Origin of the sequence: Mycobacterium sp. pR1184, from assembly GCF_041287235.1 — a bacterium.
GTDB lineage: Bacteria > Actinomycetota > Actinomycetes > Mycobacteriales > Mycobacteriaceae > Mycobacterium.
Genome location: NZ_JBGGKR010000003.1, coordinates 137,433 through 163,349 on the forward strand (window position 1 = coordinate 137,433; position 25,917 = coordinate 163,349).

The window sequence follows — 25,917 nt, forward strand, 5'->3', positions numbered from 1 at the left end:
GCCTCCGCAGACACGCGTGGTCCACGGCCTACACTCACTGACGGATCCGGCGTGCGGTTGTGGCGATCGAACGGCCGGGCGGAAGACGCAGAGCGGCGGACACAGTGGCTGTCGTTGCGCGGTGGGGGTGCTGCGATTGCAGTGCTGGCCTTCGGAAAATGACTCTGAAGCGTGAACCGCCCGTGGGGATCCAGTCTTCATCCGCCAACGCAGGGGAGGTCACGGAATGGCATCCGTCGAAAAACTGGACGAGCCGGCTTCGGGTTTTGCGATCATCGGCTACGCCGCTCGTTTTCCGGGTGCCGCGGATGCGGACGAGTTCTGGGATGTGTTGCGGCAAGGCCGGGATGCGGTATCCGAGGTGCCGCCGGACCGCTGGGACGTCGACGAATTCTTCGACCCGGAACCGGGCGCACCAGGCAAGGTTGTGACCCGTCGTGCCGGATTCGTCGACGACGTGACGGGCTTCGACGCACCGTTTTTCGGTATGTCGGCACGCGAGGTCAGATTGATGGACCCTCAACACCGGATCTTGCTGGAGACGGCGTGGCGCGCGGTGGAGCATTCGGGCACTGCGCCAACGGCCCTGGCCAACAGCAACACTGGCGTCTTCGTCGGTCTGGCTACCCACGACTACCTCGGAATGGCGTCCGATGAGCTGACGTACCCCGAGATCGAGGCCTACATGGCCATCGGTACATCGAATGCCGCCGCGGCGGGCCGGATCAGCTATCGACTGGGGCTGCAGGGTCCCGCGGTCGCCGTCGACACGGCGTGCAGCTCGTCACTGGTGGCGATCCATCAGGCCTGCCAAGCGCTTCGTCTCGGCGAATGCGACCTCGCGCTGGCCGGGGGTGCGAACGTCCTGCTCACACCGGCAACCATGATTACGTTCTCCAGCGCCCACATGCTCGCTCCGGACGGCCGGTGCAAAACATTCGACGCGGCCGCCGACGGCTATGTGCGGGGCGAGGGATGCGGCGTCATCGTGATCAAGCGCCTGGACGACGCGATTCGCGACGGCGACCGGATTCGGGCCGTGATCCGCGGCAGCGCGATCAACCAGGACGGCGCATCGGGTGGATTGACGGTGCCGAACGGCGTTGCCCAGCAACGGGTCATCGCCGAGGCGTTGAAGCGCGCCGACCTCCAACCCCGCGACGTCGAGTACTTGGAAGCGCACGGCACCGGGACGTCGCTGGGCGACCCCATCGAGGCCCAGGCCGCCGGTGAGGTGCTCGGCGCCGGACGCGAACCCAGCCAACCGCTGCTGATGGGTTCGGTGAAGACCAACATCGGTCACCTGGAAGCGGCCGCGGGTATCGCGGGTGTGATCAAAGTCATTCTCTCGCTCGAGAACGAGTTGTTGCCGCAGCACCTCCACTTCGAGAACCCCTCGCCGCACATTCCCTGGGAGCGCCTCGCGGTGCGGGTGGTCGACGAGGCCACCGCCTGGGAACGCAACGGTCGCCCGCGCATTGCCGGGGTCAGCTCTTTTGGATTCGCGGGGACAAACGCTCACGTCATTCTTTCCGAAGCGCCAGCGCCCCTCGCCGCGCCGGTTCCGATCGAGCAACCCGGGGACCGACGGTTCAGCATTCTTCCGCTCTCGGCCCGAACGCCCGCCGCATTGGCGCGGGTCGCCGGCGAATACCGGAGCTGGTTGAGCAGCCACCCGCAGGCATCCCTGGCCGACGTGTGCTTCACCGCAGGCACGGGGCGAGCACACTTGGAGCACCGCGCCGCGTTGGTGGTCAACTCGCGAGAATCCGCAATGGAGCTCCTCGGCGCACTCGCCGACGACCGGCCGGCGCCCGGCTTGTTCCGCGGCGAATCCCATGACACCCCGAAGACCGCGTGGTTGTTCACCGGGCAGGGCAGCCAATACCCCGGCATGGCCCGGGAGTTGTTCGACACCGAGCCGGTGTTCGCCGAGACGCTGAATCGCTGCGCGGCAGCGGTCGCTTCGATTCTCGAAAAGCCGCTACTGGACGTTGTTTTCGATATCGACGGCCCCGATGGCGAAGCGACACTGCGGCAGACCTCTTACGCACAACCCGCCTTGTTCGCGGTGGAGATGGGCCTGGCCCGCCTGTGGCAGTCGTGGGGCTTCGAGCCGGATATCGTGCTGGGCCACAGCGTCGGCCAGTATTCGGCGGCCTGCGTCGCGGGCGTCCTCGGTCTCGAGGATGGCGCGGTGTTGATGGCCGAACGCGGCCGCCTCTTCGCCAGCTTGCCCGCGGGTGGCCGGATGGTCGCGGTGTTCACCACCGTCGAGCGCGTCGAGAACCTGACCAATGACTTCCCGAGCCTGTCGGTCGCCGCCTACAACGGCGCCAACACCGTATTGTCCGGGCCCGCGGAGGATTTGGAGCGGGCGATTGCGGGACTGGCCGCCGACGGTGTGCGGTGCGACTGGCTGGAAACCAGCCACGCGTTCCACTCGGCGCTGCTGGACCCGATTCTGGACGAGTTCGAGTTGTTTGCAGATCGGTTCGATTACGGTGCACCACAACGGATATTGATTGACAACCGAACCGGCGCCGCGCTGGGCCGCAGCGTGAAGCTCGACGGTGCCTACTGGCGCCGGCACGCACGCCAACCAGTGCAATTCGCCAAGAGCGTGCACACCCTCGCCGGGCTCAATTGCAAGGTATTGCTCGAGGTCGGCCCTCGGCCGGTGCTCACCGCCGCGGCGCTGAGCTGCTGGCCCGACCCGGCCACCGCACCGCGGGCGATCGCATCGCTGCGGCGCAACACCGCCGACCACCGACAGGTCAGCGAAGCCGTTGCCGAGGCGTACGTGTTGGGCCACCTGCCCGAATTCGGTGCCTTGCGGCAGGCGCAGGCCCGCAAACTGGACCTGCCCACCTATCCGTTCGAGCGTCGCCAGTACTGGTTCCGGGACGATCGTGAGCGCCCCGACCAACAACAGCGGACCGGCGGCCCACGTACCGAAGCCGTCCGTCTGCTCGAGGACGGCCGGATCGAGGAACTCGCGGCCCTGCTCGACGCCGACGGCGACGACCCTCAAAACATGCGCGTGCTGACCAAGCTTGCGGCACAACATAATCAAGAACAGACGACCCGGTCTATCGCCAGCGATCGCTACGAGATCCGGTGGGAGAAAGCAACTGCTGCGCCTGCCCGCGCACAAGCCGGCGAGGGACTGCTGCTGATCGGCGAGGATTCTGCGGCGCTGCAGCCGTTGGTCGACGAACTCGTCGCACGCGGACAGCGGTATCGGTTCCTCGGGTTGCCGATGTCCGACGCCGACGAGGATCAGCTTGCCGATGCGTTGCGCGTCGCGGCGGCAGCGGATTCGGCGCTGCGCATTGTGAGCGTCGCGGCGGTGGACGTGGACCTCGATGGGAAGGCCGCGCCGTCGATGCAGTCACTGTTGCGGATGCAACACCGGATCCTGGGCGGAACGCGGCGGCTTTTCCGCGCCGCGGTCGCCGCCGACCTGCGCACCCCGATCTGGCTGGTAACGCGCGGCGCGCAGCGGGTCACTGACGGGGACAGTGTGGCGCCGGAGCAGAGCGCGCTGTGGGGATTCGGGCGTGCCGCGTCGCTGGAACATCCGCAGCTGTGGGGCGGACTGGCGGATCTGGCCGACGGCACCGCCGACGAGTGGGCTCGCTTCATCTGCCGGATCTCGACGTCGCACGACGGCGCGTCGCGTGAAGATCAAGTGGCGCTGCGCGGTCAGACCGTTTACGTACCGCGGCTGGTTCGACGGGAGGGACGACCTAGCGGAAGTCCGCTGGAAATACGTTCTGAGGCAACGTATTTAGTGACGGGCGGGCTGGGGTCGATCGGACTGGAAATCGCCGGCTACCTGGCCGCCCAGGGCGCCAAGCATCTTGTCCTGACCAGCCGTCGTTCGCCCGGCGAAGCCGCACAAAAGCGCGTCGACGCACTGGCCGCCCAGCATGGCTGCGAGATTCGGGCCATCGCCGCCGATGTCGCCGATGCGCACGACGTCACCCGGCTGTTGGCCGGTCTGCAGCCGCCGTTGGCCGGCATCGTGCACGCCGCCGGTGAGATCGGCACCACGCCGCTGAGCGACCTCGATGACGCCGAAGTCGATCGCGTCTTCGCCGGGAAAGTCTGGGGTGCTTGGCATCTGAGCGAGGCAGCGGCTGACTTGCGGCTTGACTTCTTCCTCAGCACGTCCTCGATCGCGTCGGTGTGGGGCGGATACGGTCAGACCGCCTACGGCGCTGCCAACGCATTCCTGGACGGCCTGGCCTGGCGCTTGCGCGAACGAGGCGTCTCGGGGACAAGCGTCAATTTCGGTCCCTGGTCGGCGGGTATGGCCGACGCGGAGTCCCGTTCGCGACTGGATAAGCGCGGGATCCGTACGCTGTCACCCGCCGATGCGCTGGCGGGGCTGGCCGATGCCGCCGCGTCGTCGTCGGCTCAGGGCGTGGTGGCCCGGATCGACTGGGCCCGCTTCCTGCCGCTCTACGAGCAGGCCGGTCGACGGGCGTTCCTGACGGAATTGGAGCGCGAGGTGCCCGATGCGGTGCCACCCGTGACGCCGTCGGGGAAGACCCAGCTCGTGGAGCAACTGACCAACGCCCCAGTGCAGCAACGTAAGCGGCTGCTCACCGATCACCTGCGTGACGCGGTCGCCGAGGTGACGCGGGTCGATGTCGCGGAGATCCGCGAGGACGCGGGTTTCTTCGACCTCGGCATGGACTCACTGATGGCCGTCGAACTGCGGCGCCGCATCGAGAACGCAGTGGGCCGGGAGATCCCCATCACCCTGGTGATGGATCACCCGCGGTTGTCCGACGTGGCCGACTATCTGCTCGGCGATGTTCTCGAGCTCAGTGCGCAGGCGGCGCCGCGGCCGGTGGCGGCGGTGACGACGCGCACCGACGAACCGATCGCGATCGTGGCGGTGTCGTGCCGGTTCCCCGGCGCGCCCGACCCGGAGGCGTTCTGGGAGCTGCTGTCCAGCGGCGGCGATGCGATCCGGGAAGTCCCGGAGGACCGCTTCGACATCGACGAGTTCTACGACCCGGACCCCGAGATGCCGGGCAAGACCTACACGCGCTTCGGCGGCTTCCTCGACGAGATCGACGGATTCGATCCGGAATTCTTCGGCATCTCACCGCGCGAGGCGGTATGGATCGAACCGCAGCAGCGGCTGATGCTCGAAACCGTATGGGAGGGGCTGGAACGCGCCGGGTACGCGCCGGGTGCGTTACGCGGCAGCCGAACCGGCGTCTTCGCGGGGGTGGCAGCCAACGAGTATGCGCACCTGCTGTCCGCGGAGCCGATCGACAAGATCGAGCCGTACTTCATCACCGGCAATGCGCTCAATGCCATTGCCGGCCGGGTCGCCTTCGCGCTCGGGCTCGAAGGGCCGGCGGTGGCGGTCGATACCGCATGCAGTTCGGCCCTGGTGGCCGTGCATCAGGCGTGCCAGGCATTGCATGCCGGTGACTGCGACCTGGCGTTGGCCGGCGGCGTGAACGTGCTGCTTTCCCCGGTGACGGTGATTGCGGCCTCGCGCGCCCGGATGCTGTCGCCGGTCGGTCGATGCAAGACCTTCGATGCCTCCGCCGACGGCTACGTGCGCAGTGAAGGCTGCGGAATCCTGGTGCTCAAGAGGCTCAGCGACGCGGAGCGCGACGGCGATCGGGTCCTCGCCGTCATTCCCGGCAGCGCGGTCAACTCCGATGGCGCTTCGAGTGGTCTGACGGTGCCCAATGGCGGTGCGCAGCAACGGCTCATCGGGGTGGCGCTGAGCCGCGCCGGTCTGGCGGGCGGGGATGTCGACTACCTCGAGGCACACGGAACCGGTACCCCGCTGGGCGATCCGATCGAGGTGCAGGCGGCCGCGGCCGTGTACGGGGACTCGCGCAGCGCGGACCGGCCGTTGCTGATGGGATCGGTGAAGACCAATATCGGGCACACCGAGTCGGCATCGGGCGCGGCGGGTCTGATCAAGGTCGTGCTGTCGCTTCAGCACGAATTGCTGCCGCAGAGCCTGCATTTCGACACACCGTCGCCGCACATCCCATGGGACTCGCTGCCGGTGCGGGTGGTGGGCGAGTCGACCCCGTGGCAGGCCAACGGCAGGCCGCGGCGCGCCGGTGTGAGCTCCTTCGGGTTCACCGGCACCAACGCACACGTGTTGATCGAGGAGGCGCCGGCCCGCACGGGATCACCCGCCGAGGATCCGTCGGACTCGGCAGACGATGCCGCGGCCGTCGACACCGGCGAGGTCAATGTGCTCGCGCTGTCCGCCCGATCACCGGAAGCGCTGGTGGCGTTGGCGCAACGCTATGACGCTTGGCTGAGCGCACACCCGGAGGTGGATCTCGCCGAGGTGTGCCTCACCGCTGGCACCGGTCGTTCGCATTTCGAGCACCGCGCCGCGCTGGTCGTCGATTCGATCGAGGGCGCGCGTGCGGGCCTGGCCGAATTGGCCGAGAACCGCTTGCGGCCCGGCGTGGTCCGTGGTGAGCACGCTCACCACCCGACGACGGCGTGGTTGTTCACCGGGCAAGGCAGCCAGTATCCCGGGATGGCGCGTGAATTGTTCGACACCGAGCCGGTTTTCGCTGACACCGTGAGACGGTGTGCCGACGCGGTCGAGAACATGCTGGCGCGCCCCTTGCTGGAGGTGCTGTTCGCCGCGGATCGGGAAGCCGGAGAAGCGGTGCGGCACACGTCGTTCGCCCAGCCGGCGCTGTTCGCCATCGAGATGGGCCTGGCGAGGTTATGGCAGTCCTGGGGCATCGAGCCTGACGTGGTGCTGGGGCATAGCGTGGGCCAGTACGCGGCGGCCTGCGTGGCCGGCGTATTCAGCCTCGAGGACGGCGCACGGCTGATGGCCGAACGCGGCCGGATGTTCGGCAGTTTGCCCGAAGGCGGGCGAATGGTGGCCGTGTTCGCCGACGCCAAGCAGGTCGAGCAGATCGCCGGTGAGTTCCCGCGTGTGTCGGTCGGCGCCTACAACGGACCCAACACGGTGCTCTCGGGTCCGGGCAACGATCTCGAACAGATCGTCGCTACGTTCAGTGACGAGGGGGTCCGCTGCACCTGGTTGGACACCAGCCACGCCTTCCACTCCGAACTGCTGGATCCGGTGCTCGACGAATTCGAGTCGTATGCAGCGCAATTCGATTTTGCCGCACCGACGTTGCCGTTGGTCTGCAACCGCACCGGCGCCGTGCTCACGGCCCAGACCCCACTCGATGCCCAGTACTGGCGGCGGCACTCCCGCCAGCCGGTGCAGTTCGCCGAAAGCGTGCGCACCGTGGCGGCGCTCGGCTGCTCGGTGGTGATGGAGATCGGCCCGCAACCGGTGTTGACCGCCGCTGCGGTGCAGGTCTGGCCGGAGCACCTGGCCGCGCCGCGCGCGATCGTCTCGCTGCGCAAGGGCGTGGCCGACCGGCGCCAGATCGCTGATGCGCTGGCCGCGGCGTACGTCGGCGGTCACCGCCCCGATTTCGCTGCGCTGCATCGTCAGATCGGTCGCCGACTCGAATTGCCCACCTATCCGTTCCAGCGCCGCCGGTTCTGGCCCAAGTCGTCCGGAATCGCCATAGACGGACCGGCGATGTCCGGAATCCTGGGTAGTGCAAAAGATCTCGCCTCCGGTGACTCCGTCTACACCAGCAGGTTGTCGGTCAAATCTCAGCCGTGGCTTTCCGACCATGTCATCTACGGCACCGTCGTCGTCCCCGGCGCGACGTATGCCGCGATGGCCCTGGCCGCGGTCGGTACTCCGGCGCGGGCGAAGGATGTCTTCTTCTACGAGCCGATTATCTTGCCGGAGAAGAGTTCTCGTGAGGTCCAGCTGACGTTGCACCCGCAGGAGGACGGCGACGGGTGGAAATTCCAGGTACACAGCCGACCGTACGGTGAACGCGGCGCCGAATGGTCGTTGAACGCCGAAGGCACGGTAGTCACCGGCGCTGACGGCGAGCCGGAATCCGCAGATGATCCGGTCGACGAAGCGCTCGAGCGGTTGAACCGGATGCGGCCGCAGGAGCTGTTCGAGACTTTCGCCGACCTGGAATTGTCTTGGGGCCCAACGTGGTCGGGTTCGCTGAAGTCGCTGTGGCTCGGTGACGGCGAGGCGATCGGCGACATCGTCGTCGGCGAGGAGCTCGCCGAACAACTCGGCGCCGAGCCGATGCACCCGGTGCTGATGGACCTGTGCACCGGCGTCGCCTTCCCGGCGTTCCCGGCACTTCTCGCGGCCGAACAGGGTGTCAACGATCTGTTCCTGCCGCTGCGGTACGGGCAGGTGACCCTGCGGGAGAAGATGCCGCGGCGGTTCTACTGCCGGGCGAAGTGGCATGCCAGCGCGCTGGATAGCGAAACCCAGGTATTCGACCTCGAGTACCTCGACCGAGATGGCGGGTACCTGGGCGGAATTCGCGAGTTCACGGTCAAACGGGCACCTCGCGAGGCCTTGCTGCGCGGTCTTGGCGGCGATGCCACTCGGCTGCTCTACACCCTGGGCTGGCACGAGGTGCCGCTGCCGGCGCCGAGCGACGGCAGTGTCAGCGGTACCTGGCTGATCGCCGGCTTCGAAGAACTGGCGGCCAAAGTCGCGGGCTGCATTCCCTTCGACCGCAACACTGATCCGGAGCTGTTGGGTGAGCTGTTGGCACAGGCCCACGAGCGTGGTCTGCCGTTCGCCGGAGTCGTCTGGCGCAGCGCCGCCTCAACCGGAGCGGAGTCGAGTACCGAGAGCGCGGCGCGGGTCGAGACCGAGATCGCCAACCTGCTCAGCGCCGTACACACGGTGCAACGTGGCGAGGTGAAACTTCCTGGCGGACTGTGGATTACCACCGAACGGGGCGTGGCCACCGAATCCGGTGAGCCGGTTGATCCGGTCCAGGCGGCGCTATGGGGCTTCGGGCGCACCACCATCAACGAGGAACCGGCTCTGCGCTGCAAGCTCGTCGACTGCGATGGATCCGAGGAAGCGGTGCAAGCGTTGGCCGGTCTGTTGGCCTCCCCAGGCTCGTCCCTCGAGGAGCATGAGCTCGCTTTGCGACAGGGCAAGCTGCTGGCGTCTCGGTTGTTGCCATGGTCGCGCAGCGGTCATCTCACGGTGCCTCGCTCGTCGGACTACATCCTGGCGCCCACCGAACGCGGCGCGATCGACAACCTGCGACTGACCGAGGCGGAGGTACCGGCACCGGACGAGGGCTACGTGCAAGTCCGGGTGGAGGCCGCCGGCCTCAACTTCCGGGATGTGCTCAACGTCCTTGGCCTCTACCCCGGTGATCCGGGCCCGATCGGCGGCGACTTCGCCGGAACGGTCACCCAATTGGGCGACGGCGTCACCGGTCTTGCGGTGGGCCAGCGCGTCTACGGCTTCATGCAGGGTGCGTTCGCCAGCCGGTTCAATGTGCCGGCCCAATTGCTGGCGCCGATTCCCGACGGGGTGGGGGCGGTGGCTGCGGCGACGATTCCCGCTGCGGCGTTAACGGTCCGGCTCGCTTTCGACTGGGCGCAGGTGCAGCCCGGCGATCGGGTGCTCATCCACGCGGCCAGTGGTGGTGTCGGTCTGGCAGCGATCCAGATGGCACAGCAGTGCGGCGCCACGGTCTTCGCCACGGCCAGCACCTACAAGCGCGCGACGCTGCGCAAGCTGGGTGTGCAGTACGTGTACGACTCGCGCACTACGGATTTCGCCGATCAGATCCTCGCGGACACCGACGGTGCCGGTGTCGACGTTGTGCTCAACAGCCTGACGAACGAAGGATTCCTGGAAGCGACCGTGCGGGCCACCGCGCAGAATGGCCGGTTCGCCGAGATCGCCAAGCGTGACATCTGGACGCCCGAGCAGATGGCGCAGGTCCGCCCCGACATCGCCTATGAGATCGTGGCTCTGGACACGGTGACCTTCCAGGAGCCCGAGCGTATTCGCGGCTTGTTGACCGAGGTGTCGGAAGGGCTGGGCAAGGGGGAGTGGGCGCCATTGCCCGCCGAGATCTACCCGCTGACCGAAGCAAGGGCCGCGTTCCGGCGTATGCAGCAGGCCCGGCACATCGGAAAGATCGTCGTGCAGATACCGAATCCGCTTGCGCCACGGCCAGACCGAAGCTATCTGATCACCGGCGGACTTGGAGCCATCGGCCTGCACACGGCGTCGTATCTGGCCCAACTCGGTGCCGGTGACATCGTGTTGACCAGCCGGCGCGAACCCGATGTGGACGCACAACGTGCAATCGAGGAGATCACCGAGCGCTTCAAATGCCGCGTCCACGTCTTCGCGGCCGACGTGAGCGACGAGTCCGAGGTTGAGAAGCTGCTGGAGCGGATCCGCGCGGAACTGCCACCGCTCGCGGGTGTGGCGCATCTGGCCGGGGTGCTCGACGACGCGCTGCTGTCTGAGCAGAGTCTAGAGCGATTCCGAACAACATTGGCGCCCAAGGCTTTCGGCGCCTTCCACTTGGATAGGCTGACGAAGGACGACGAGCTCGACTTCTTCATCGTGTCCTCTTCGGTGTCCAGTTTGTTCGGGTCACCCGGTCAGTCCAACTACGCGACGGCCAACGCGTTGCTCGACGGTTTGGTCGCGCAACGAAGGGCGCAAGGCCTGCCCGCCACGGGTGCCAACTTCGGCCCCTGGGCCCAGGGCGGCATGGCCTCATCGGAGGCCGCCGTCGCGAATATCACTGCGCAAGGCCTGATTCCGCTGGAACCCTCGGCTGCGCTGAGCGCGCTGGCCGAGGTCGTCGCGAACGGGACCGGCCAGGCCACCGTCCTCAAAGCCAACTGGCAGCGTGCCGCGAAGGTGCTGGGCAGTTCGCGCCCACCGATTCTCGACCTCGTGTTGCCCAGTGCCGTCGGGGAAGTCACCGGTGACAGCGAGCTGCTCAAGCAGCTGATGGAGATACCCGTGCCGCAGCGTGCGGGCTTCGTGACCGAGTTCCTGCAACGCGAGGTGCAGCACTTCCTGCGGCTCGCGCAGCCGCCGGCGGCGACCAGTCGGTTCCTGGACCTGGGCACGGATTCGCTGATGGCGATCGAACTGCGCAACAGATTGCACAGTCAGTTCGGCGGCAAGTTCACGATCAACGCCACCGCGGTTTTCGACTATCCGACCATCGGCGGTCTCGCAGAGTACCTGGTGGCTCAGCTGCCCGACGCGGAATCGCCGGCGGGACAAGCGGAGTCGGGCACGGAACCGGACGCGGCGGAGTCGAGCGTGCAACCGGTCGCGGAGTCAGAGGCGAGCTGAGTCCGGGTCAGTCCGTGATATCGAATCCGGCGACCACCTTGGTCGGGCGGACCCTGACCACCAGTTCGCCGGCCGAGGAGTTGCGCCGACCGAACTCCTCGGCACGGTCGGCGCCCATGTAGCGGCCGCCGGTCCGGGTCGCGATGTCCAGTACGTCGGCCGGGTCCTCGCTCATCGTCGCGACGCCCTGCACCTGCACAAACGAGTAGGGTGGGTGCGGATCGTCGACACAGATCGCAACACGCGAATCACGAGCCAGCGCACGCCCTTTCGACGTGTCACGGCCGGTGTTGAACGCCAGTTGCCCATCGTCGACGACGAACCACACCGGGGCCACCAGCGGCCTGCCGTCGGCGGCCACATACCCCAGCATCCCGGTGCGGGTGCCGGCGGACAGGAACTCGACGACTCTGTCGGACAGCTCGGCCATCTGCTAAAGCCGGGCCAGTTCGTACTCGCCGAGGTGATCGATCAGGTTGTGCAGGTGATCACTCGAGGTGCCCAGGGTGTGTTCGATGGCGGTCAGCCGAGCAGCGTAGTGGCTCACCGGATATTCGGCCGTCACCCCGATTCCACCGTGCAGCTGGATCGACTCCTGCGCGATGTGCCGGCCCGACCGGCCGATCTGCACCTTGGCCCGCGACGCGATCAGCGGGTCGAGGTTGCCGTCGGCGATCGACATCGCCGCATACAGGCTCATACTGCGTGCCATCTCCAGCGAGACGTACATGTCGGCGGCCCGCTGCGTAAGCGCCTGGAACTTGTTGAGTGTCACGCCGAACTGCTTGCGCGTCTTGAGGTAATCGGTGGTCAGCCGCAGGGCTTCTTCCATCGCCCCGACCGCCTCGGCGCATAGCGCCGACTGGATGCGAACCAGGGCACCGCTGATCGCGCCCGATGCGTCGACGGCATCGCCCAACGGCTCGGCGGCCGCCCCGTCCAAATCGACCTGGGCGCCGCGTTGACCGTCGAAGGTGCGGAATTGATGGCGGGTGACTGAGGTGTTTTCTGGGCCGGCGTTGACCAGGAACAGGCCGGTGCCGCCGTCCGGCAATGCGGCGCTGACCACCAGCGCATCGGCGCAGTCACCGGCAAGAACCGGGTTCTTGCGTCCGGTCAAAGTCCACGAATCACCCTGTCGCGCAGCCTGAGTCGTGACCGTGGTGGTTGGCGTGCGCTGCCCCGGCTCCAGGTGGGCAAAGGCCAGCAGCCGTTGGCCCGCCGCGACGTCGTCGAGTTGTTCTTTCTGCGCGTCGGTGCCCATTTCGGCGATCAGCGCACCCGGCGCGAGCGCGGCGTGCAGGATCGGCTCGGGCGCCAACCGGCGCCCGGCCTCGGTGAGCACGACCATGATCTCGATTTGACCGGCCTCGTCCGGGTCGAAACCCAGGCCGAGGATCCCGGTGTCGGCAAGTTGACTCCAGACCTCGCGGCTCCAGCCAAGATCAGTGTCGATGACCTTGATGCGGCTCTCCGGGTCGTAGGTGCGGGACAGCAGATCGCGGGTCGTGTCGCGCAGCAGACCCTGCTCGTCGGTCAACTGAAAGTCCATGGCTGCCTCACAATCCCAGAATGGTGGACGCGATGATGTTGCGCTGCACCTCGTTACTGCCGCCATAGATCGACGTCTTGCGGTAATTGAGGTAGCGCGGCGCACTGTGTTGCGCCCAGTCCGGAGACGCGATGCCTTCCCCGTCCGCGGGCAGCGCGTCCGGTCCGGCGACCTCGACAAGGAGCTCGGTGGCGATCTGCTGCAACTGGCTGCCGCGCAGCTTGAGCACCGACGACGCCGGGTTGGGCTGGCCGTCAGCGGAATCCGTCACCACTCGCGACTGGGTGAGTTCCAGTGCCAGCAGCTCGTTTTCGGCCTCGGCCAGCCGGGCCGCGAATAGCGGATCGGCGATGATGCCGGTTTCGGTGGCGAACTTCTTCACCTCGGCGAGGCGCACTTTGGTACGCCCGACGCCGGCGATGCCGGTGCGCTCGTTGCCAAGCAGGAACTTCGCGTAGGTCCAACCCTTATTTTCTTCTCCGACAAGCTGATTGGCGGGCACCCGGACATCTTCGAAGAACAACTCGTTGACCTCGTGGCCGCCGTCGATCGTCTTGATGGGCCGCACGGTGATGCCCGGCGTCTTCATGTCGAAGAGCAGGAACGAGATGCCGGCCTGGCGCTTGGGCGCCTGCGGGTCGGTGCGGACCAGGCAGAAGATCCAGTCGGCGTACTGGCCGAGCGTGGTCCAGGTCTTCTGTCCGTTGACGACGTAGCTGTCGCCGTCGCGTACCGCGGTGGTACGCAGCGACGCGAGGTCGGAGCCGGCTTCGGGTTCGGAAAAGCCCTGGCACCACCAGATGTCGAGGCTGGCCGTCGGCGGCAGGAAACGCTCCTTGATCTCCTGAGACCCGAATTCGGCGATCACCGGGCCCACCATCTTGGTGTTGAAGTTCAGCGGCTCCGGGACACATGCCAGCTGCATCTCGTCGGCCCAGATCTGGTGCTGGGTGGGCGTCCAGTCCTTGCCGCCCCACTCGACCGGCCAGCTCGGCACGGCCAGACCGTGCTCGTGCAGGATCTTGTGGCTGGTCACTACATCGTCGTGCACCACCTCCGCCGAGCCCCGGCGGACCCGGTCGCGCGCGTCTTGCGGGATCTTGGTCGTGAAAATGGTGCGGAGCTCGTCGCGGAACGCGGCTTCCTCCGGCGTCAGCGCCAGTTGCATGCAGACTCCTTTGCCTGGGTTGAGCGTGGCGACCGCTGTTGCGACGGATGGGCGCCCCCGTCCGGTCGTGCGCTCCGAGTTCCATCTTGACCCATCCCCGGCTGTGCTTGTGCACAGCCTCCGGTTAATCCACAGCGAGCGGTTGAGACGGCGCCGGACCTAACCGTGCTGGCGGTCGGCGCACCTACCGTCGGCGCATGCGAACAGAACTTCCCGCGCAGCGGTTACACCGGCGCCTGGGCGCCGACCCCGATATCGAATCGGATGCCGCGCAGCCGGGCCAGGACGCACCCGACGAGGACCAGAACTCGTTGCTGCCGCGTTGGCTCCCCGCCGCGGCCGACGGCGGGAACTGGCGGGCCCGGCTGCGTGCCGATCCGGGCCGCGCCGGCGCGATCGCGTTGGCCGTGATTGCCGCCCTGGCCGTGCTGATCACGATATTCACGCTGGTTCGCGACCATCCCGCGCCGGTGATGTCCGCAAAGCTGCCGCCGGTCGAGAAGGCGTCCACGGCAAGCCCCAGGTCCTCAGCGGCTCCTGGTCCGGACGGGCCGGTGGTGGTCAGCGTGGTGGGCCTGGTGCACAAGCCGGGTCTGGTGACGTTGACCCCGGGTGCGCGGATCGCCGATGCGTTGCAGGCCGCCGGCGGTGCCATGGACGGCGCCGACACGATCGGCCTGAACATGGCCCGCCCGCTCGGTGACGGTGAGCAGATTGTCGTCGGGCTGGCACCGGTGTCGGGGCAACCGAGCGCGCTGGGCAGCTCGGTGACGCCCGGCTCGTCGCCGTCCGCGAAGACGCCGGCACCGACGGGGTCGGTCAAGGCCTCCGGGCGGCCGAAGGCGAGCGAGGCGCTCGACCTGAATACCGCGACCGTGGAGCAGTTGGACGACCTGCCCGGGGTCGGTCCGGTCACCGCCGCCGCGATCGTGAGCTGGCGGCAGGCCAACGGCAAGTTCACCAGCGTCGATCAGCTCGCCGACGTCGACGGCATCGGGCCGTCGCGGCTGGACAAGCTGCGCCCCTTGGTCCGTGTCTGACGCGCCCCCGCGGGCGCCGTCGCAGCTCGCACGCCTCGATGTGCGGCTGGTCCCCGCCGCACTCACCGGCTGGATCGTCACCGCGTCGGGCATCGTGTGGCCGGTTGGGCGTGCGCTGGCGTGGTGCTGCGTCGCGTTGGTCGCCGCGGCCGCAGCACTGGCCTGGCGAGCGGCGCCACAAGCCGCCCGGCACCGGCGATTGCGGGCCGCCGCAGCCGGTCTGGTGGCGATCGGAGTGGTCGGCTCGGGATTCGGATTCGCGATCGCACTGCGCGCCGACGCGGTGGCTCGGCATCCGATCACCGCGGCGTTCGGGACGGTCGCCGCGGTGACCGTGACGCCCAGTGAGAGCGCGCTGTCGTTGGGCGCGGGCCGGCTGATGTTTCGTGCCACCCTGCAACGGCTGCGCGACGACGAGATATCGGGCCGGGTCATCGTTTTCGCGCGGGCGTCGGACTTCGATGTGATGGTGGGCCAACCGGTGCGGTTCTCGGCGCGGATAAGCCGCCCCGCTCGACACGACCTGACCGTTGCGGTGCTCAACGCGGCGGGCCGGCCCGTCCCGGGCCGGGCGGGGGCGGTGCAGCGGGCCGCGCATGTGGTGCGCGGCCGCTTTGCCGCCACCGCGCACGAAGTGCTGCCCGCCGCGCAGGCGGCGATGCTGCCGGCGCTGGTCCTGGGCGACACCTCGGCGCTGACCGCCGACACCGGTCGCGAATTCCGCGCAGCCGGCATGACGCACCTGACGGCCGTCTCGGGAGCCAACGTCACGATCGTGTGCGCCGCGGTGCTGTTCTCTGCGAGGCTCATCGGGCCACGGGCGGCCGTGCTGCTCGCGGGTGCGGCATTGGTGGCGTTCGTGATCGTCGTCCAACCGACCCCCAGCGTGTTGCGGGCGGCGGTGATGGGCGCGATCGCGCTGGCAGGGATGTTGACTGCACGCCGACGGCAAGCGATTCCGGCGCTGTCGGCCACGGTGCTGCTATTGCTTGCCCTCGCTCCCCAGCTCGCTGTCGATGCCGGCTTCGCGCTGTCGGTGCTGGCGACCGGCGCGCTGGTGGTCATCGCGCCGGTCTGGTCGCGTCGGCTGGCGGCCAAGGGCTGGCCCAAGCCACTCGCGGATGGCCTCGCTGTCGCGGTCGCCGCGCAGCTGGTCACCGCGCCCCTGGTCGCCGGCATCTCGGGTCGGTTCAGCCTGGTGGCCGTGGCCGCGAATCTGGCCGCCGCGCCGGTCATCGCACCCATCACCGTGCTGGGCAGCGCGGCGGCCGTCATGTGCGTGCTGTGGCTGCCCGGGGCACAGCTGTTGATGCGTTTCACCGGCCCGGAGGTGTGGTGGGTGTCCACGGAGGCGCACATCGCTGCCGGGGCGCCCGCGGCGACCATCCCGGTACCCGATGGCCTGGCCGGCGTGCTGCTGGTTTGCTGTGCCACAGCGCTGCTACTCGCGCTCGCGGTGTTGCTGTGGCGACGGCCCTGGTTTCGCGCGGCGACCCGGGTAGCCGGGCTGCTCGCGGTGCTATGTGCGCTGGCCTGGTCGGCGTCGGAGCTGCTGGATCCCCGAGCGGATTGGTCGGCCCTTCGTGACACCATCGTGGGGTGAGTGAGGCGTCGCCGTTACACCTGGTCCTGGGAGACGAGGAACTGCTGGTCGAGAGGGCCGTGGCGGACGTGCTGCGGGCGGCACGCAAGCGCGCCGGTAGTGACGACATCCCGGTCAACCGCATGCGGGCCGGCGACGTCAGCACGTTCGAGCTCGCCGAGTTGCTCAGTCCGTCGCTGTTCGCCGACGAACGCATCGTGGTGCTGGAGGCCGCGGCCGAGGCGGGCAAGGACGCGGTCGCGATGATCGCCGCGGCCGCCGCCGACCTGCCGCCGGCCACGATGCTGGTGGTGGTGCATTCGGGCGGCGGGCGCGCCAAGGCGCTGGCCGACCAGCTGAAGTCGTTAGGCGCCGAGGTTCATCCCTGCGCGCGGATCACCAAGTTGAGCGAACGCATCGACTTCATCCGCAAGGAGTTCCGCGCGCTGCGAGTCAAGGTCGACGAGGACACCGTCACCGCGTTGTTGGACGCCGTCGGCTCCGACGTGCGCGAGCTCGCCTCGGCTTGCTCGCAGCTGGTCGCGGACACCGGCGGTCAGGTCGACGAGGCCGCGGTGCGCCGCTACCACAGCGGCAAGGCCGAGGTGAAGGGCTTCGATATCGCGGACAAGGCCGTAGCCGGCGATATCGCGGGCGCGGCCGAGGCATTGCGGTGGGCCATGATGCGCGGCGAGCCGTTGGTGGTGCTGGCGGACGCACTGGCCGAGGCCATCCACACCATTGGTCGGGTCGGGCCGCTCTCCGGCGACCCGTACCGGCTGGCCGGGCAGCTGGGGATGCCGCCCTGGCGGGTACAGAAGGCTCAGAAGCAGGCCAGGCGCTGGTCGCGCGACAGTGTGGCAACCGCGATGAAAGTGGTCGCCGAACTCAACGCCGACGTCAAGGGAGCCGCCGCGGACGCCGATTACGCGCTGGAGTCAGCGGTCCGAAAGGTGGCGGAGCTGGTCGCCGACCGGGCCCGATAGCCCAGGGCTCAGATCTTGTTGAGGGAACGCGCGAGCGCCGACTTCTTGTTGGCGGCCTGGTTCTTGTGGATGACGCCCTTGGTGGCGGCCTTGTCCAGCTTGCGGTTGGTCGACACCAGCAACTCCGCGGCCTTGTCCTTGTCACCGGCTTCGGCCGCCTCGCGGAACGCGCGCACCGCGGTGCGCAGCGACGACTTCACCGACTTGTTGCGCAGTCGGGCGCGCTCGTTGGTCTTGATGCGCTTCTGCTGCGACTTGATGTTGGCCACGCGGAACTTTCCTTCGTCGTTTCTGGTGTTTGCAAGTATTCGTCTCGGGGGGGCGCTCCACACCCGATTGCGACTGCTCAGGTTAGCAGTCGGTTACGTTTTCTCCCAAAACGGGAACTCGTGGCCTGCCATAACGTCGATTTGAGGCAGCATCCTAAAAGTGAGTCTTCCGAACCAGGTTGAAACAGCCAGGCGGGGATCGCGCGGCGCTGCACAGGCGCTGGCGCGTTCCGAGCGCATCTTCCGCGGGTACAACTCGTCGGACGCCTACGAAATGGCCTTCGACGAGATGTTCGACGCGCAGGGCAACGTGCGTGGCCCGTACAAGGGCATCTACGCCGAGCTGGCGCCCTCGGACGCGTCGGACCTGCGAGCCCGCGCCGACGCGCTGGCCCGAGCGTTCATCGACCAGGGGATCACGTTCTCGTTGTCGGGCCAGGAACGGCCGTTTCCGCTGGACCTGGTGCCCCGGGTGATCTCAGCGGCCGAATGGAACCGGCTCGAGCGCGGCATCGTCCAACGGGTCAAAGCCCTGGAGATGTATCTCGACGACATCTACGGCGATCAGGAGATCCTCAACGACGGCGTGATCCCGCGTCGCCTGGTCACCTCCTGCGAGCACTTTCACCGGCAGGCCTTCGGCATCGTCCCGCCCAACGGCGTGCGTATCCACGTTGCCGGCATCGACCTGATCCGCGACGAGAAGGGCACCTGGCGTGTCCTCGAGGACAACCTGCGCTCCCCGTCGGGCGTGTCGTACGTCATGGAGAACCGGCGCACGATGGCGCGGGTGTTCCCGAACCTGTTCGCCACCCACCGGGTTCGCGCGGTCGACGATTACGCCTCGCATCTGTTGCGAGCGCTGCGCAATTCCGCGGCCACCAACGAGGCCGACCCGACCGTCGTGGTGCTGACCCCCGGCGTCTACAACTCCGCCTACTTCGAACATTCGCTGCTGGCCCGCCAGATGGGTGTCGAACTGGTCGAGGGCCGCGACCTGTTCTGCCGCGACAACCAGGTGTACATGCGCACCACCGACGGGGAGCGCCAGGTCGACGTCATCTATCGGCGCATCGACGACATCTACCTCGACCCGCTGCAGTTCCGGGCCGACTCGGTGCTGGGGGTGGCCGGTCTGGTCAACGCCGCCCGTGCCGGCAACGTCGTGATCTCCAGCGCGATCGGCAACGGCGTCGGCGACGACAAGCTGGTCTACACCTACGTGCCGACCATGATCGAGTACTACCTCGGCGAGAAGCCACTGCTGGCCAACGTGGACACCTACCGGTGCTGGCTGGACGACGAACGTGAGGAGGTGCTCGACCGGGTTGACGAGCTGGTTATCAAGCCGGTCGAGGGATCCGGCGGCTACGGCATCGTGTTCGGTCCGGACGCTTCCGAAAAAGAATTGGCGGCCGTCAGCAAGAAGATTCGCGACGACCCCCGCAGTTGGATCGCGCAGCCGATGATGGAGCTGTCCACCGTGCCGACGCGGATCGGCAACGCGCTGGCCCCGCGCTACGTCGACCTGCGACCGTTCGCGGTCAATGACGGCGACGACGTGTGGGTGCTGCCGGGCGGGTTGAGCCGAGTGGCCTTGGTCGAGGGATCGCGGGTGGTCAACTCCAGCCAGGGCGGCGGCTCCAAGGACACCTGGGTGCTGGCGCCGCGCACGTCGGGCGCCGATCGCGAGCTGGGCGCCGCCGAAGTCGTGCGGTCGTTGCCGAAGTCCAGGTCGGATACCGAGGCGGACGACTCGTCGCATCAGCAACCGCTGCAGGGTGAGCAGCCGCAGGAGGAGAAGCGGCCGAAAAAGCAAAAGCAAAAGCAACAGCAGCAGCAACAACAGCAGAGGACGGTCCGCTGATGTTGGCTCGAAATGCCGAGGCGCTCTACTGGATTGGCCGTTATGTTGAGCGGGCCGACGACACCGCGCGGATTCTGGACGTGGCGCTGCACCAGTTGCTGGAGGACTCCAGCGTCGACCCCGACCAAGCCTCCCGGCTGCTGTTGCGGGTGCTCGGCATCGAGGCGCCGGACCACGACTTGGATGTCTGGTCGTTGACCGACATGGTGGCCTATAGCACCGACAACAAGGGCGGTTCCTCGATCGTCGACGCAATCACTGCGGCGCGCGAGAACGCCAAGTCGGCGCGCGAGGTGACGTCCAGCGAAATCTGGGAATGCCTCAACACCACCTACCACGCCCTACCCGAACGCCAACGTGCCGCCAAACGCCTTGGGCCCCATGAGTTTCTGTCGTTCATCGAGGGCAGGGCCGCGATGTTCGCCGGCTTGGCCGACTCGACTCTTTCCCGTGACGACGGATACCGATTCATGTTGCTGGGCCGCGCCATTGAGCGCGTCGACATGACGGTGCGGCTCTTGCTGTCTCGGGTGGGGGACAGCGCGTCCTCGCCGGCCTGGGTAACCCTGCTGCGCTCGGCGGGCGCTCACGACACCTATCTACGTACCTATCGCGGGGTGCTGGACGCCGGCCGGGTGGTCGAATTCATGATGCTCGACCGGTTGTTCCCGCGTTCGGTGTTCTACTCGCTCAAGCTCGCCGAAGAAAGCATCGAAGAGTTGGTGCGCAACCCGATGAGCCGGGTGGGTGCCACCGCCGAGGCGCAGCGACTGCTCGGACAGGCCCGCAGCGAACTGGAATTTCTGCCACCGGGCGTTTTGCTCGACACGCTCGAGACTCGGCTGGCCGGCCTGCAGACCACCTGCCGAGATGTCGGAGATGCGTTGTCGCTGCAGTACTTTCATGTCACGCCATGGGTGGCATGGTCGGATGCGGGGAACAGCGCCAGCCTGGTCGCCCGGAACGGGGATACCTGATGTGGCGGCTGCGCGTGGTGCACACGACCGGGTTCGCCTACCAGTCGGCGGTGACCGCGTCCTACAACGAGGCCCGGCTGACCCCGAGTTCAGACACCCGGCAAAACGTCATCCTCAACCGCGTCGAAACCATTCCGGCAACCCGGTCTTACCGCTACATCGACTACTGGGGCACTGCCGTCACCGCGTTCGACTTGCACGCGCCGCACACCGATCTGACAGTGACGTCGTCGTCGGTCGTCGAGACCGAACAGCCGGAACCGGCCGCCAAGGACGTCAGCTGGACGGACCTACAGTCGGCGGCGGTGATCGATCGGTTCGACGAATTGCTCCAGCCCACCGACTACACCCCGGCAAGCAAGCGGCTCAGCTCGGTCGGCAAGAAAATCATCAAAAGCCATGAGCCGCAGGAAGCCGTGATCGCCGCGGCCAACTGGGTGCACGGCGAGCTGGAATACCTTCCGGGGACCACCGGGGTGCACTCGCCCGGGATTGAGGCGCTCAAGGCGGGCAAGGGCGTCTGTCAGGACTTCGTTCACCTATCGCTAATGCTGTTGCGCGAGATGGGAATTCCGGCCCGCTACGTATCGGGGTATTTGCACCCCAAACGCAACGCCGTCGTCGGCGACACCGTGGACGGTAGAAGCCACGCGTGGCTCCAAGCGTGGACGGGTGGATGGTGGAACTACGACCCCACCAACGACACCGAGATCACCGAGCAGTACGTCAGCGTCGGCGTCGGCCGTGACTACACCGATGTGTCCCCGCTCAAGGGCATCTTCTCGGGGCAGGGCGCAAGTGACCTCGACGTCGTCGTCGAGGTCACCCGCCTGGCCTAGCGGCATCGGAGCGGCGATCGCACGATCGCGCTGCGACTCCGACCTCGCTGCATTACGATGAGCCTCGCCCGCACGCCGCAGCAAAGCTGACGAGTGCAGTTTCAGCCGGGCGATTGGTTCTCGTGATGATCGCTTCGGCGCCGAAGGAGAGTCGTTCATGGCCGAGATGCTGAAGGTCGAGTACGACGAGCTGATGGCCCGGGCGGCCGAACTCGAGGTGCCGCTGCCCATTCCGCCGCAGCAGAACGCCCGGCCCCCGTGCGCCATTTCTTTCGTCGTGGATTCCGGCACACAGCTGGATTATTCCGCCAGCGCGATTCGCGAAAGCATCAAACGTGCCGAGCAGGAATATCTGGTGCTGGCCGAATCGCTGCGCAACGCTGCGCTGGCCTACGAGGAAGCCGATCAGGCGGCCGCGGACGCGCTCACCGCGGGGTCATCCACCACCCCCGAGGCCGCGAGCACGTCTGCTGCGCAGAAAACCGGAAGGGACGAACAATTCCCGCCGCCGCCGGAAACACCGGGATATGACGGTTATTACGACCTCAGGAAAGCGATCGCGGATATCGAGGCGCCCGATCAAGGCGTCGCATACGCCAGATTCGAGGCCGACTGGAACAACTATGTTTTGGTGCTGCAATCCGCTGCCGTCATGCAGCGGTTCCGGCCATTCGAGTACTGGGAAGGCGAGTCCGCGGCCGCGGTCGAAGCCAATTTCGAACAACAGAAGAAATATTTGATTCAGTTGGGCGGCGGCTCGTGTTATCAGATCACGGGTCAGTCCAGAGGTGTGTTGGACGCCCACAAATGGGCCGTCACGGTCCACCCCACGTCCTACGAGCTATCCATCGCCGACTTCTGGTACGACGAGTACGGCAAAAGGGGCGACATCACCCGGCAGGCCGAGGTTCTGTCGTGGTACGTGGAAATGCAGGAAAGGTCGGAGACGGTGCTTGCCGACTACAACCAGCGCGCCGCCCTGCCCCTGGCGCTGGTGTATCCCTCCACTCCGCCGGCCGCGGTCACGATCAAGGCGCCGCTGCAAATACCGGATAACGCCGGGGAAATCATCCGTGGCGCTATCGGTGGTGTCGTCGACTCGGGGACCGGTGTCGCCAACCCCGGTGCGCTCGCGTCGCAGCTGGGCAACACCAACATCGCGGACACGGTCAGCAGCCTCAGCAACATGGCCTCCGGCCAAACCGACCCGGCCGGTGACCCATTTGCCCAGGCGGCACCGCCACTGCCGACGGGAGTGCCCGGACTCTCGACGGGCGGCGGGGTCAAACCGGCGTCCTTCGGCGGCAGCGGCGTGCCGTCGATGCCGTTGCAGGGTTCGTCGGACGCCGAGGCGGGCTCGGGTGGTTCGACACGACCGGCGGCCGGCGGGATCGGCGCGGGCCCGGGTGGGGGCGGCGCGGCGGCCGGCCGCGGCGCCATGGGCGGCGGGATGCCGATGGGTGCCGGCGCGGGCCAGGGCCAGGGCAAGGACTCGAAGGCCAAGCGCTACGGCGAGGAAGAGGACATCTACACCGAGGAGCGGCCGTGGACCTCGTCGGTCATCGGTGTCCGCCGGCGCAACGACGCACCCGAGTAATCGTGTGCCGGCGCCGCGCGATGGCGTTGCCCAGCAAAGGTGAACAACAGCCGACAAACGGGCGCCGCGCAGGTATCAAGCGGCGAAAGCGCCTGCTACGCAGCAAAATTGGTGCACGATACACCCGGCGCGCTGTTAGACTCCATTCGAATTACGGCGGCCGGGTTCCGGTGAATTTCGGAGGAAATTAGCGATGCCCAAGATTTCGGATACCTGGAAGCCCGGCTTCAGCGCGGTCGCAGCGGGCAAAGCCTTCGCGACGGGCAATTACGCCGATGGCGCGCTCAACCTTTTCCTGGCTTTAGGTCAATCCGGGTATGCGATCGGTAAGAACTATCTCCCCAAATCCAAAGGCCTCGACTTGCTCTCGGGTAACTGGGGCAGCGAGGAGTCATTAAGAGACGCCTTCGGGGTAGAGGCCGTCATCCTGGAACGCGGCATACAGATTGTGACCGCCTTGACGCTTCTGCTCGGCAGCGGCAAGGAGCAAGGCCAAACGTACGAATCGGCTTCCAAAGACTTCGACCTCGCGTGGCAGAACCTCAAAGATGCTGCGGTGGACAGTGCATCCTGGTCCGGCGCATCGGCCGACGCCTACAACGCCCGCAACGCCGAACAGATGCAATGGGCGTCAACGGCGGCGGATCTCGATCTCCAGGTCGCGGCGCTGCTCTTGCAAAACTCCGACATGCTGGGAAATTGCAAGATCACCCTGACGAGTGTCAGGGCCTTTTTCACCGTGTGTATCCCGATAGCGGCGACCCTCAGATGGGCCGCCGGCCCGGCCGGCCCAGCGATTTCACGCTGGTTCCAGTGGGCGGCCTTCGGGATAGGTATGGCGGTGGCGCTGCCCACGACCGGTCTGGCTGCTCTCAAAGCCGGACAGAACGCGAATCAACTCCAGCTCATCAACGTCGAATACACCGGGATCGCCGCCAGTGCGGTTGTCACGGGTTCGGAGTCGACGACGCCGGAGGTGGCGCCCGCGCCGAAGTCCAGCGTGAGTGGGTTCGACCAGATCAACGCGGGGTCCTCGGCCGCGGTATCGGGTGGTTTCGACGGGCCGGCAACGCAATCCGCCGGGAGACCTTCCTCGGGCGCGGCGAGCAGCGGCGAAGGTGAAAGTCTGCAAGGCGGTTGGGCCGGCGAGCCGTCCGAACGTGCTGTCCCACAAACCGCTACCGCGGCGGCGTACGCCGTGCCCCCCATCGGTCAGGTGCCGGGCCGCCAGTCGGGCTCGCGGGCGGCGTCGGGATCGGCCGCGTCCTCGCAGAAGTCCGCTGCCCAACAGAGCGCCGCCGCCGAGGAAGACGTTCTCGGTCGGGACTTCGAAACCGCGGCCACGGGCGCCGGCGTCGGAGAACGTGCGCCCGTCGATACCCCCGCGGGCGGCGCCGAACAGGCGCAGGAACGCGTCCGCTGAGACATCAAGGGCGAGGAAGAAGAATCCATGACAGACAATCTGCAAGTTGACCCCGCAGCCCTGGAAGCGGCCGCTGTCGAGCAAGATGAATCCGCCGTCGAAATCGGCAACGCGATGGCAACAGCCAATGGGTTGGCGCAAAAGCTGATCTGGGACCACGGTTTGATCTCGGCGGCCTTCTGGGGCGTCATGTTCGTCACGGAGCGAGAACGAGAAGCCGCGTGCACCAACATGATCAGCGTGTGCGAGGACCTGGCCCAAAAGTTGCGCGACAGTGCGACCGCGTATGGCAGCACCGACACTCAAACCGGTGTGAACCTCAAACGGCAGGTGCTACCCGGCTGATCGGCCGCTTACCGTTATCAGTTCGAAGGAGAGACGCCAGAGTGGACAGCACGCAGCACGGGCACGGCGACGACGGGAATTACGCCGCCTGGGATTTCGGCGATAATCCCGGACCCGAAGGCGGTGACGGTTTCGGACAGGAGAGCGGCGCGTTCCTGGATTTCGGGGACGGGGTCGACAACGCCGAGCCGTCGGTGATCGACGCATTGGTGGAGCCGGCCCCGCTCGCGCACACCGGAGACGAATTGATAGACGTGCTGGCCGACAACGATGGTGACCTGGAGGCCGTCGGCGCCGATGATGACGATGCCGTACCGACGGCCAAGGTGACCAATCCCCCCGAGACCGTCTCGGTAACGGCGACCATGGACGGCCGAATCTCACTGGTCGAGCTGTCGGCGGATGCGGCGAAGATGACCGAATCCGGGCTTGCGGCAGAGATATTCGCCATCGCGGACCTCGCTCGGCAACGGGCACTGTCGATTCAGCACTCATTCGTGCTCGATGCCTTCCGGCATTTGGGGATAACGGACCAAGAGGACGAAGAGTTCATTGCCGAAGCACTGGAGACCGGCGTAACGCAGTTGCGGTCGCCGGATCAGGCTATTCGCGCACAGGCGGATGTGTTCGCCACGCGCTACGGCAACGATCAGTAAGGACGCCACATGAGTACCGAGATGCACCCCGTCGTGGCCGAAGTGCTGCGCACTGCGCAGCAGATTCAATCGATGGCAGACGCGCAGACGGACAATCTGAAAGCCGAATCCTTCAGTGGCTCAGACGAAACCGGAACCGTACGAGCCACGGTCGACGGGCACCAATGGCTGACCAGCTTGCATATCGACGACGGCCTGCTGCGACTGGGTATCGAAACAGTGGCGCTGCGGGTCAACGAGGCAATACTAAACGCGCAGGCCACCGCGGCTCCGGTGGTCGAGGCCGAACAGGAGCAGTTGATCGAGTCGCTGGGCCAGCTGGCTGACTCGCTCACCGCGGCGACGAGCTCGATTCAAGCGAAACCGGATTAGCGGCAGCGCTT

Annotated in this window: 16 protein-coding genes; 12 read left to right on the top strand and 4 right to left on the bottom strand. The window is 67.0% G+C overall.

What is annotated here, in order from left to right; translation table 11 throughout:
• Positions 1 to 226 precede the first annotated feature (226 nt).
• Positions 227 to 11,233 carry a type I polyketide synthase gene (locus ACAG21_RS06535; RefSeq protein ID WP_370495153.1) on the top strand — a complete coding sequence of 3,669 codons (11,007 nt, stop codon included), beginning with the start codon at positions 227 to 229 and terminating at the stop codon, positions 11,231 to 11,233.
• Between the two features lie 7 nt (positions 11,234 to 11,240).
• On the opposite strand, the gene ACAG21_RS06540 is transcribed toward ACAG21_RS06535, so the two are convergent.
• From ACAG21_RS06540 to ACAG21_RS06550, 3 genes are read right to left on the bottom strand one after another with little or no spacing between them, the layout of a single operon-like run.
• Positions 11,241 to 11,663 carry a PPOX class F420-dependent oxidoreductase gene (locus ACAG21_RS06540; RefSeq protein WP_370495154.1) on the bottom strand — a complete coding sequence of 141 codons (423 nt, stop codon included), beginning with the start codon at positions 11,661 to 11,663 and terminating at the stop codon, positions 11,241 to 11,243.
• Between the two features lie 3 nt (positions 11,664 to 11,666).
• Complete coding sequence (locus ACAG21_RS06545; RefSeq protein ID WP_370495155.1) at positions 11,667 to 12,785, bottom strand: acyl-CoA dehydrogenase family protein; 1,119 nt, start codon at positions 12,783 to 12,785, stop codon at positions 11,667 to 11,669.
• Between the two features lie 7 nt (positions 12,786 to 12,792).
• Positions 12,793 to 13,953 carry an acyl-CoA dehydrogenase family protein gene (locus ACAG21_RS06550; RefSeq protein ID WP_370495156.1) on the bottom strand — a complete coding sequence of 387 codons (1,161 nt, stop codon included), beginning with the start codon at positions 13,951 to 13,953 and terminating at the stop codon, positions 12,793 to 12,795.
• A 197-nt stretch (positions 13,954 to 14,150) separates the two neighbouring features.
• Here ACAG21_RS06550 and ACAG21_RS06555 point away from each other — a divergent pair, with 197 nt between their 5' ends.
• From ACAG21_RS06555 to holA, 3 genes are read left to right on the top strand one after another with little or no spacing between them, the layout of a single operon-like run.
• Positions 14,151 to 14,993 carry a helix-hairpin-helix domain-containing protein gene (locus ACAG21_RS06555; RefSeq protein ID WP_370495157.1) on the top strand — a complete coding sequence of 281 codons (843 nt, stop codon included), beginning with the start codon at positions 14,151 to 14,153 and terminating at the stop codon, positions 14,991 to 14,993.
• A 40-nt stretch (positions 14,994 to 15,033) separates the two neighbouring features.
• Positions 15,034 to 16,596, top strand: a complete 1,563-nt coding sequence (locus ACAG21_RS06560; RefSeq protein WP_370495472.1) for a ComEC/Rec2 family competence protein — start codon at positions 15,034 to 15,036, stop codon at positions 16,594 to 16,596.
• On the top strand, positions 16,593 to 17,561 hold the full coding sequence (gene holA, locus ACAG21_RS06565; protein ID WP_370495158.1) for a DNA polymerase III subunit delta: 969 nt from the start codon (positions 16,593 to 16,595) through the stop codon (positions 17,559 to 17,561). Before ACAG21_RS06560 ends, holA begins: the two co-directional genes overlap by 4 nt.
• An 8-nt stretch (positions 17,562 to 17,569) precedes the next feature.
• Here holA and rpsT read toward each other — a convergent pair whose 3' ends face one another.
• Positions 17,570 to 17,830, bottom strand: coding sequence for a 30S ribosomal protein S20 (gene rpsT, locus ACAG21_RS06570; RefSeq protein ID WP_025736070.1), 261 nt, complete (start codon positions 17,828 to 17,830; stop codon positions 17,570 to 17,572).
• A gap of 151 nt (positions 17,831 to 17,981) precedes the next feature.
• On the opposite strand from rpsT, the gene ACAG21_RS06575 reads away from it, so the two are divergent.
• The 8 genes from ACAG21_RS06575 to ACAG21_RS06610 all read left to right on the top strand — a co-directional run bounded on the left by ACAG21_RS06575 (position 17,982) and on the right by ACAG21_RS06610 (position 25,906).
• On the top strand, positions 17,982 to 19,697 hold the full coding sequence (locus ACAG21_RS06575) for a circularly permuted type 2 ATP-grasp protein (RefSeq protein WP_370495473.1): 1,716 nt from the start codon (positions 17,982 to 17,984) through the stop codon (positions 19,695 to 19,697).
• Positions 19,697 to 20,674, top strand: coding sequence for an alpha-E domain-containing protein (locus ACAG21_RS06580; RefSeq protein ID WP_370495159.1), 978 nt, complete (start codon positions 19,697 to 19,699; stop codon positions 20,672 to 20,674). Before ACAG21_RS06575 ends, ACAG21_RS06580 begins: the two co-directional genes overlap by 1 nt.
• Positions 20,674 to 21,513, top strand: a complete 840-nt coding sequence (locus ACAG21_RS06585; protein WP_370495160.1) for a transglutaminase domain-containing protein — start codon at positions 20,674 to 20,676, stop codon at positions 21,511 to 21,513. Before ACAG21_RS06580 ends, ACAG21_RS06585 begins: the two co-directional genes overlap by 1 nt.
• A 157-nt stretch (positions 21,514 to 21,670) precedes the next feature.
• Positions 21,671 to 23,110, top strand: a complete 1,440-nt coding sequence (locus tag ACAG21_RS06590; protein ID WP_370495161.1) for a hypothetical protein — start codon at positions 21,671 to 21,673, stop codon at positions 23,108 to 23,110.
• A 193-nt stretch (positions 23,111 to 23,303) separates the two neighbouring features.
• Entirely contained in the window at positions 23,304 to 24,533 is a 1,230-nt protein-coding gene (locus ACAG21_RS06595) for an EspA/EspE family type VII secretion system effector (protein WP_370495162.1), read from the top strand.
• 27 nt (positions 24,534 to 24,560) lie between these two features.
• Positions 24,561 to 24,878, top strand: coding sequence for a type VII secretion target (locus ACAG21_RS06600; protein WP_370495163.1), 318 nt, complete (start codon positions 24,561 to 24,563; stop codon positions 24,876 to 24,878).
• Positions 24,879 to 24,919: 41 nt separating this feature from the next.
• The gene (locus ACAG21_RS06605; RefSeq protein ID WP_370495164.1) at positions 24,920 to 25,534 is read left to right on the top strand and encodes a hypothetical protein; all 615 of its coding nucleotides are present in this window, start codon (positions 24,920 to 24,922) and stop codon (positions 25,532 to 25,534) included.
• A 9-nt stretch (positions 25,535 to 25,543) separates the two neighbouring features.
• Positions 25,544 to 25,906 (top strand): YbaB/EbfC family nucleoid-associated protein, encoded by a 363-nt coding sequence (locus tag ACAG21_RS06610; protein ID WP_370495165.1) that lies wholly within the window; start codon positions 25,544 to 25,546, stop codon positions 25,904 to 25,906.
• Positions 25,907 to 25,917: the final 11 nt, after the last annotated feature.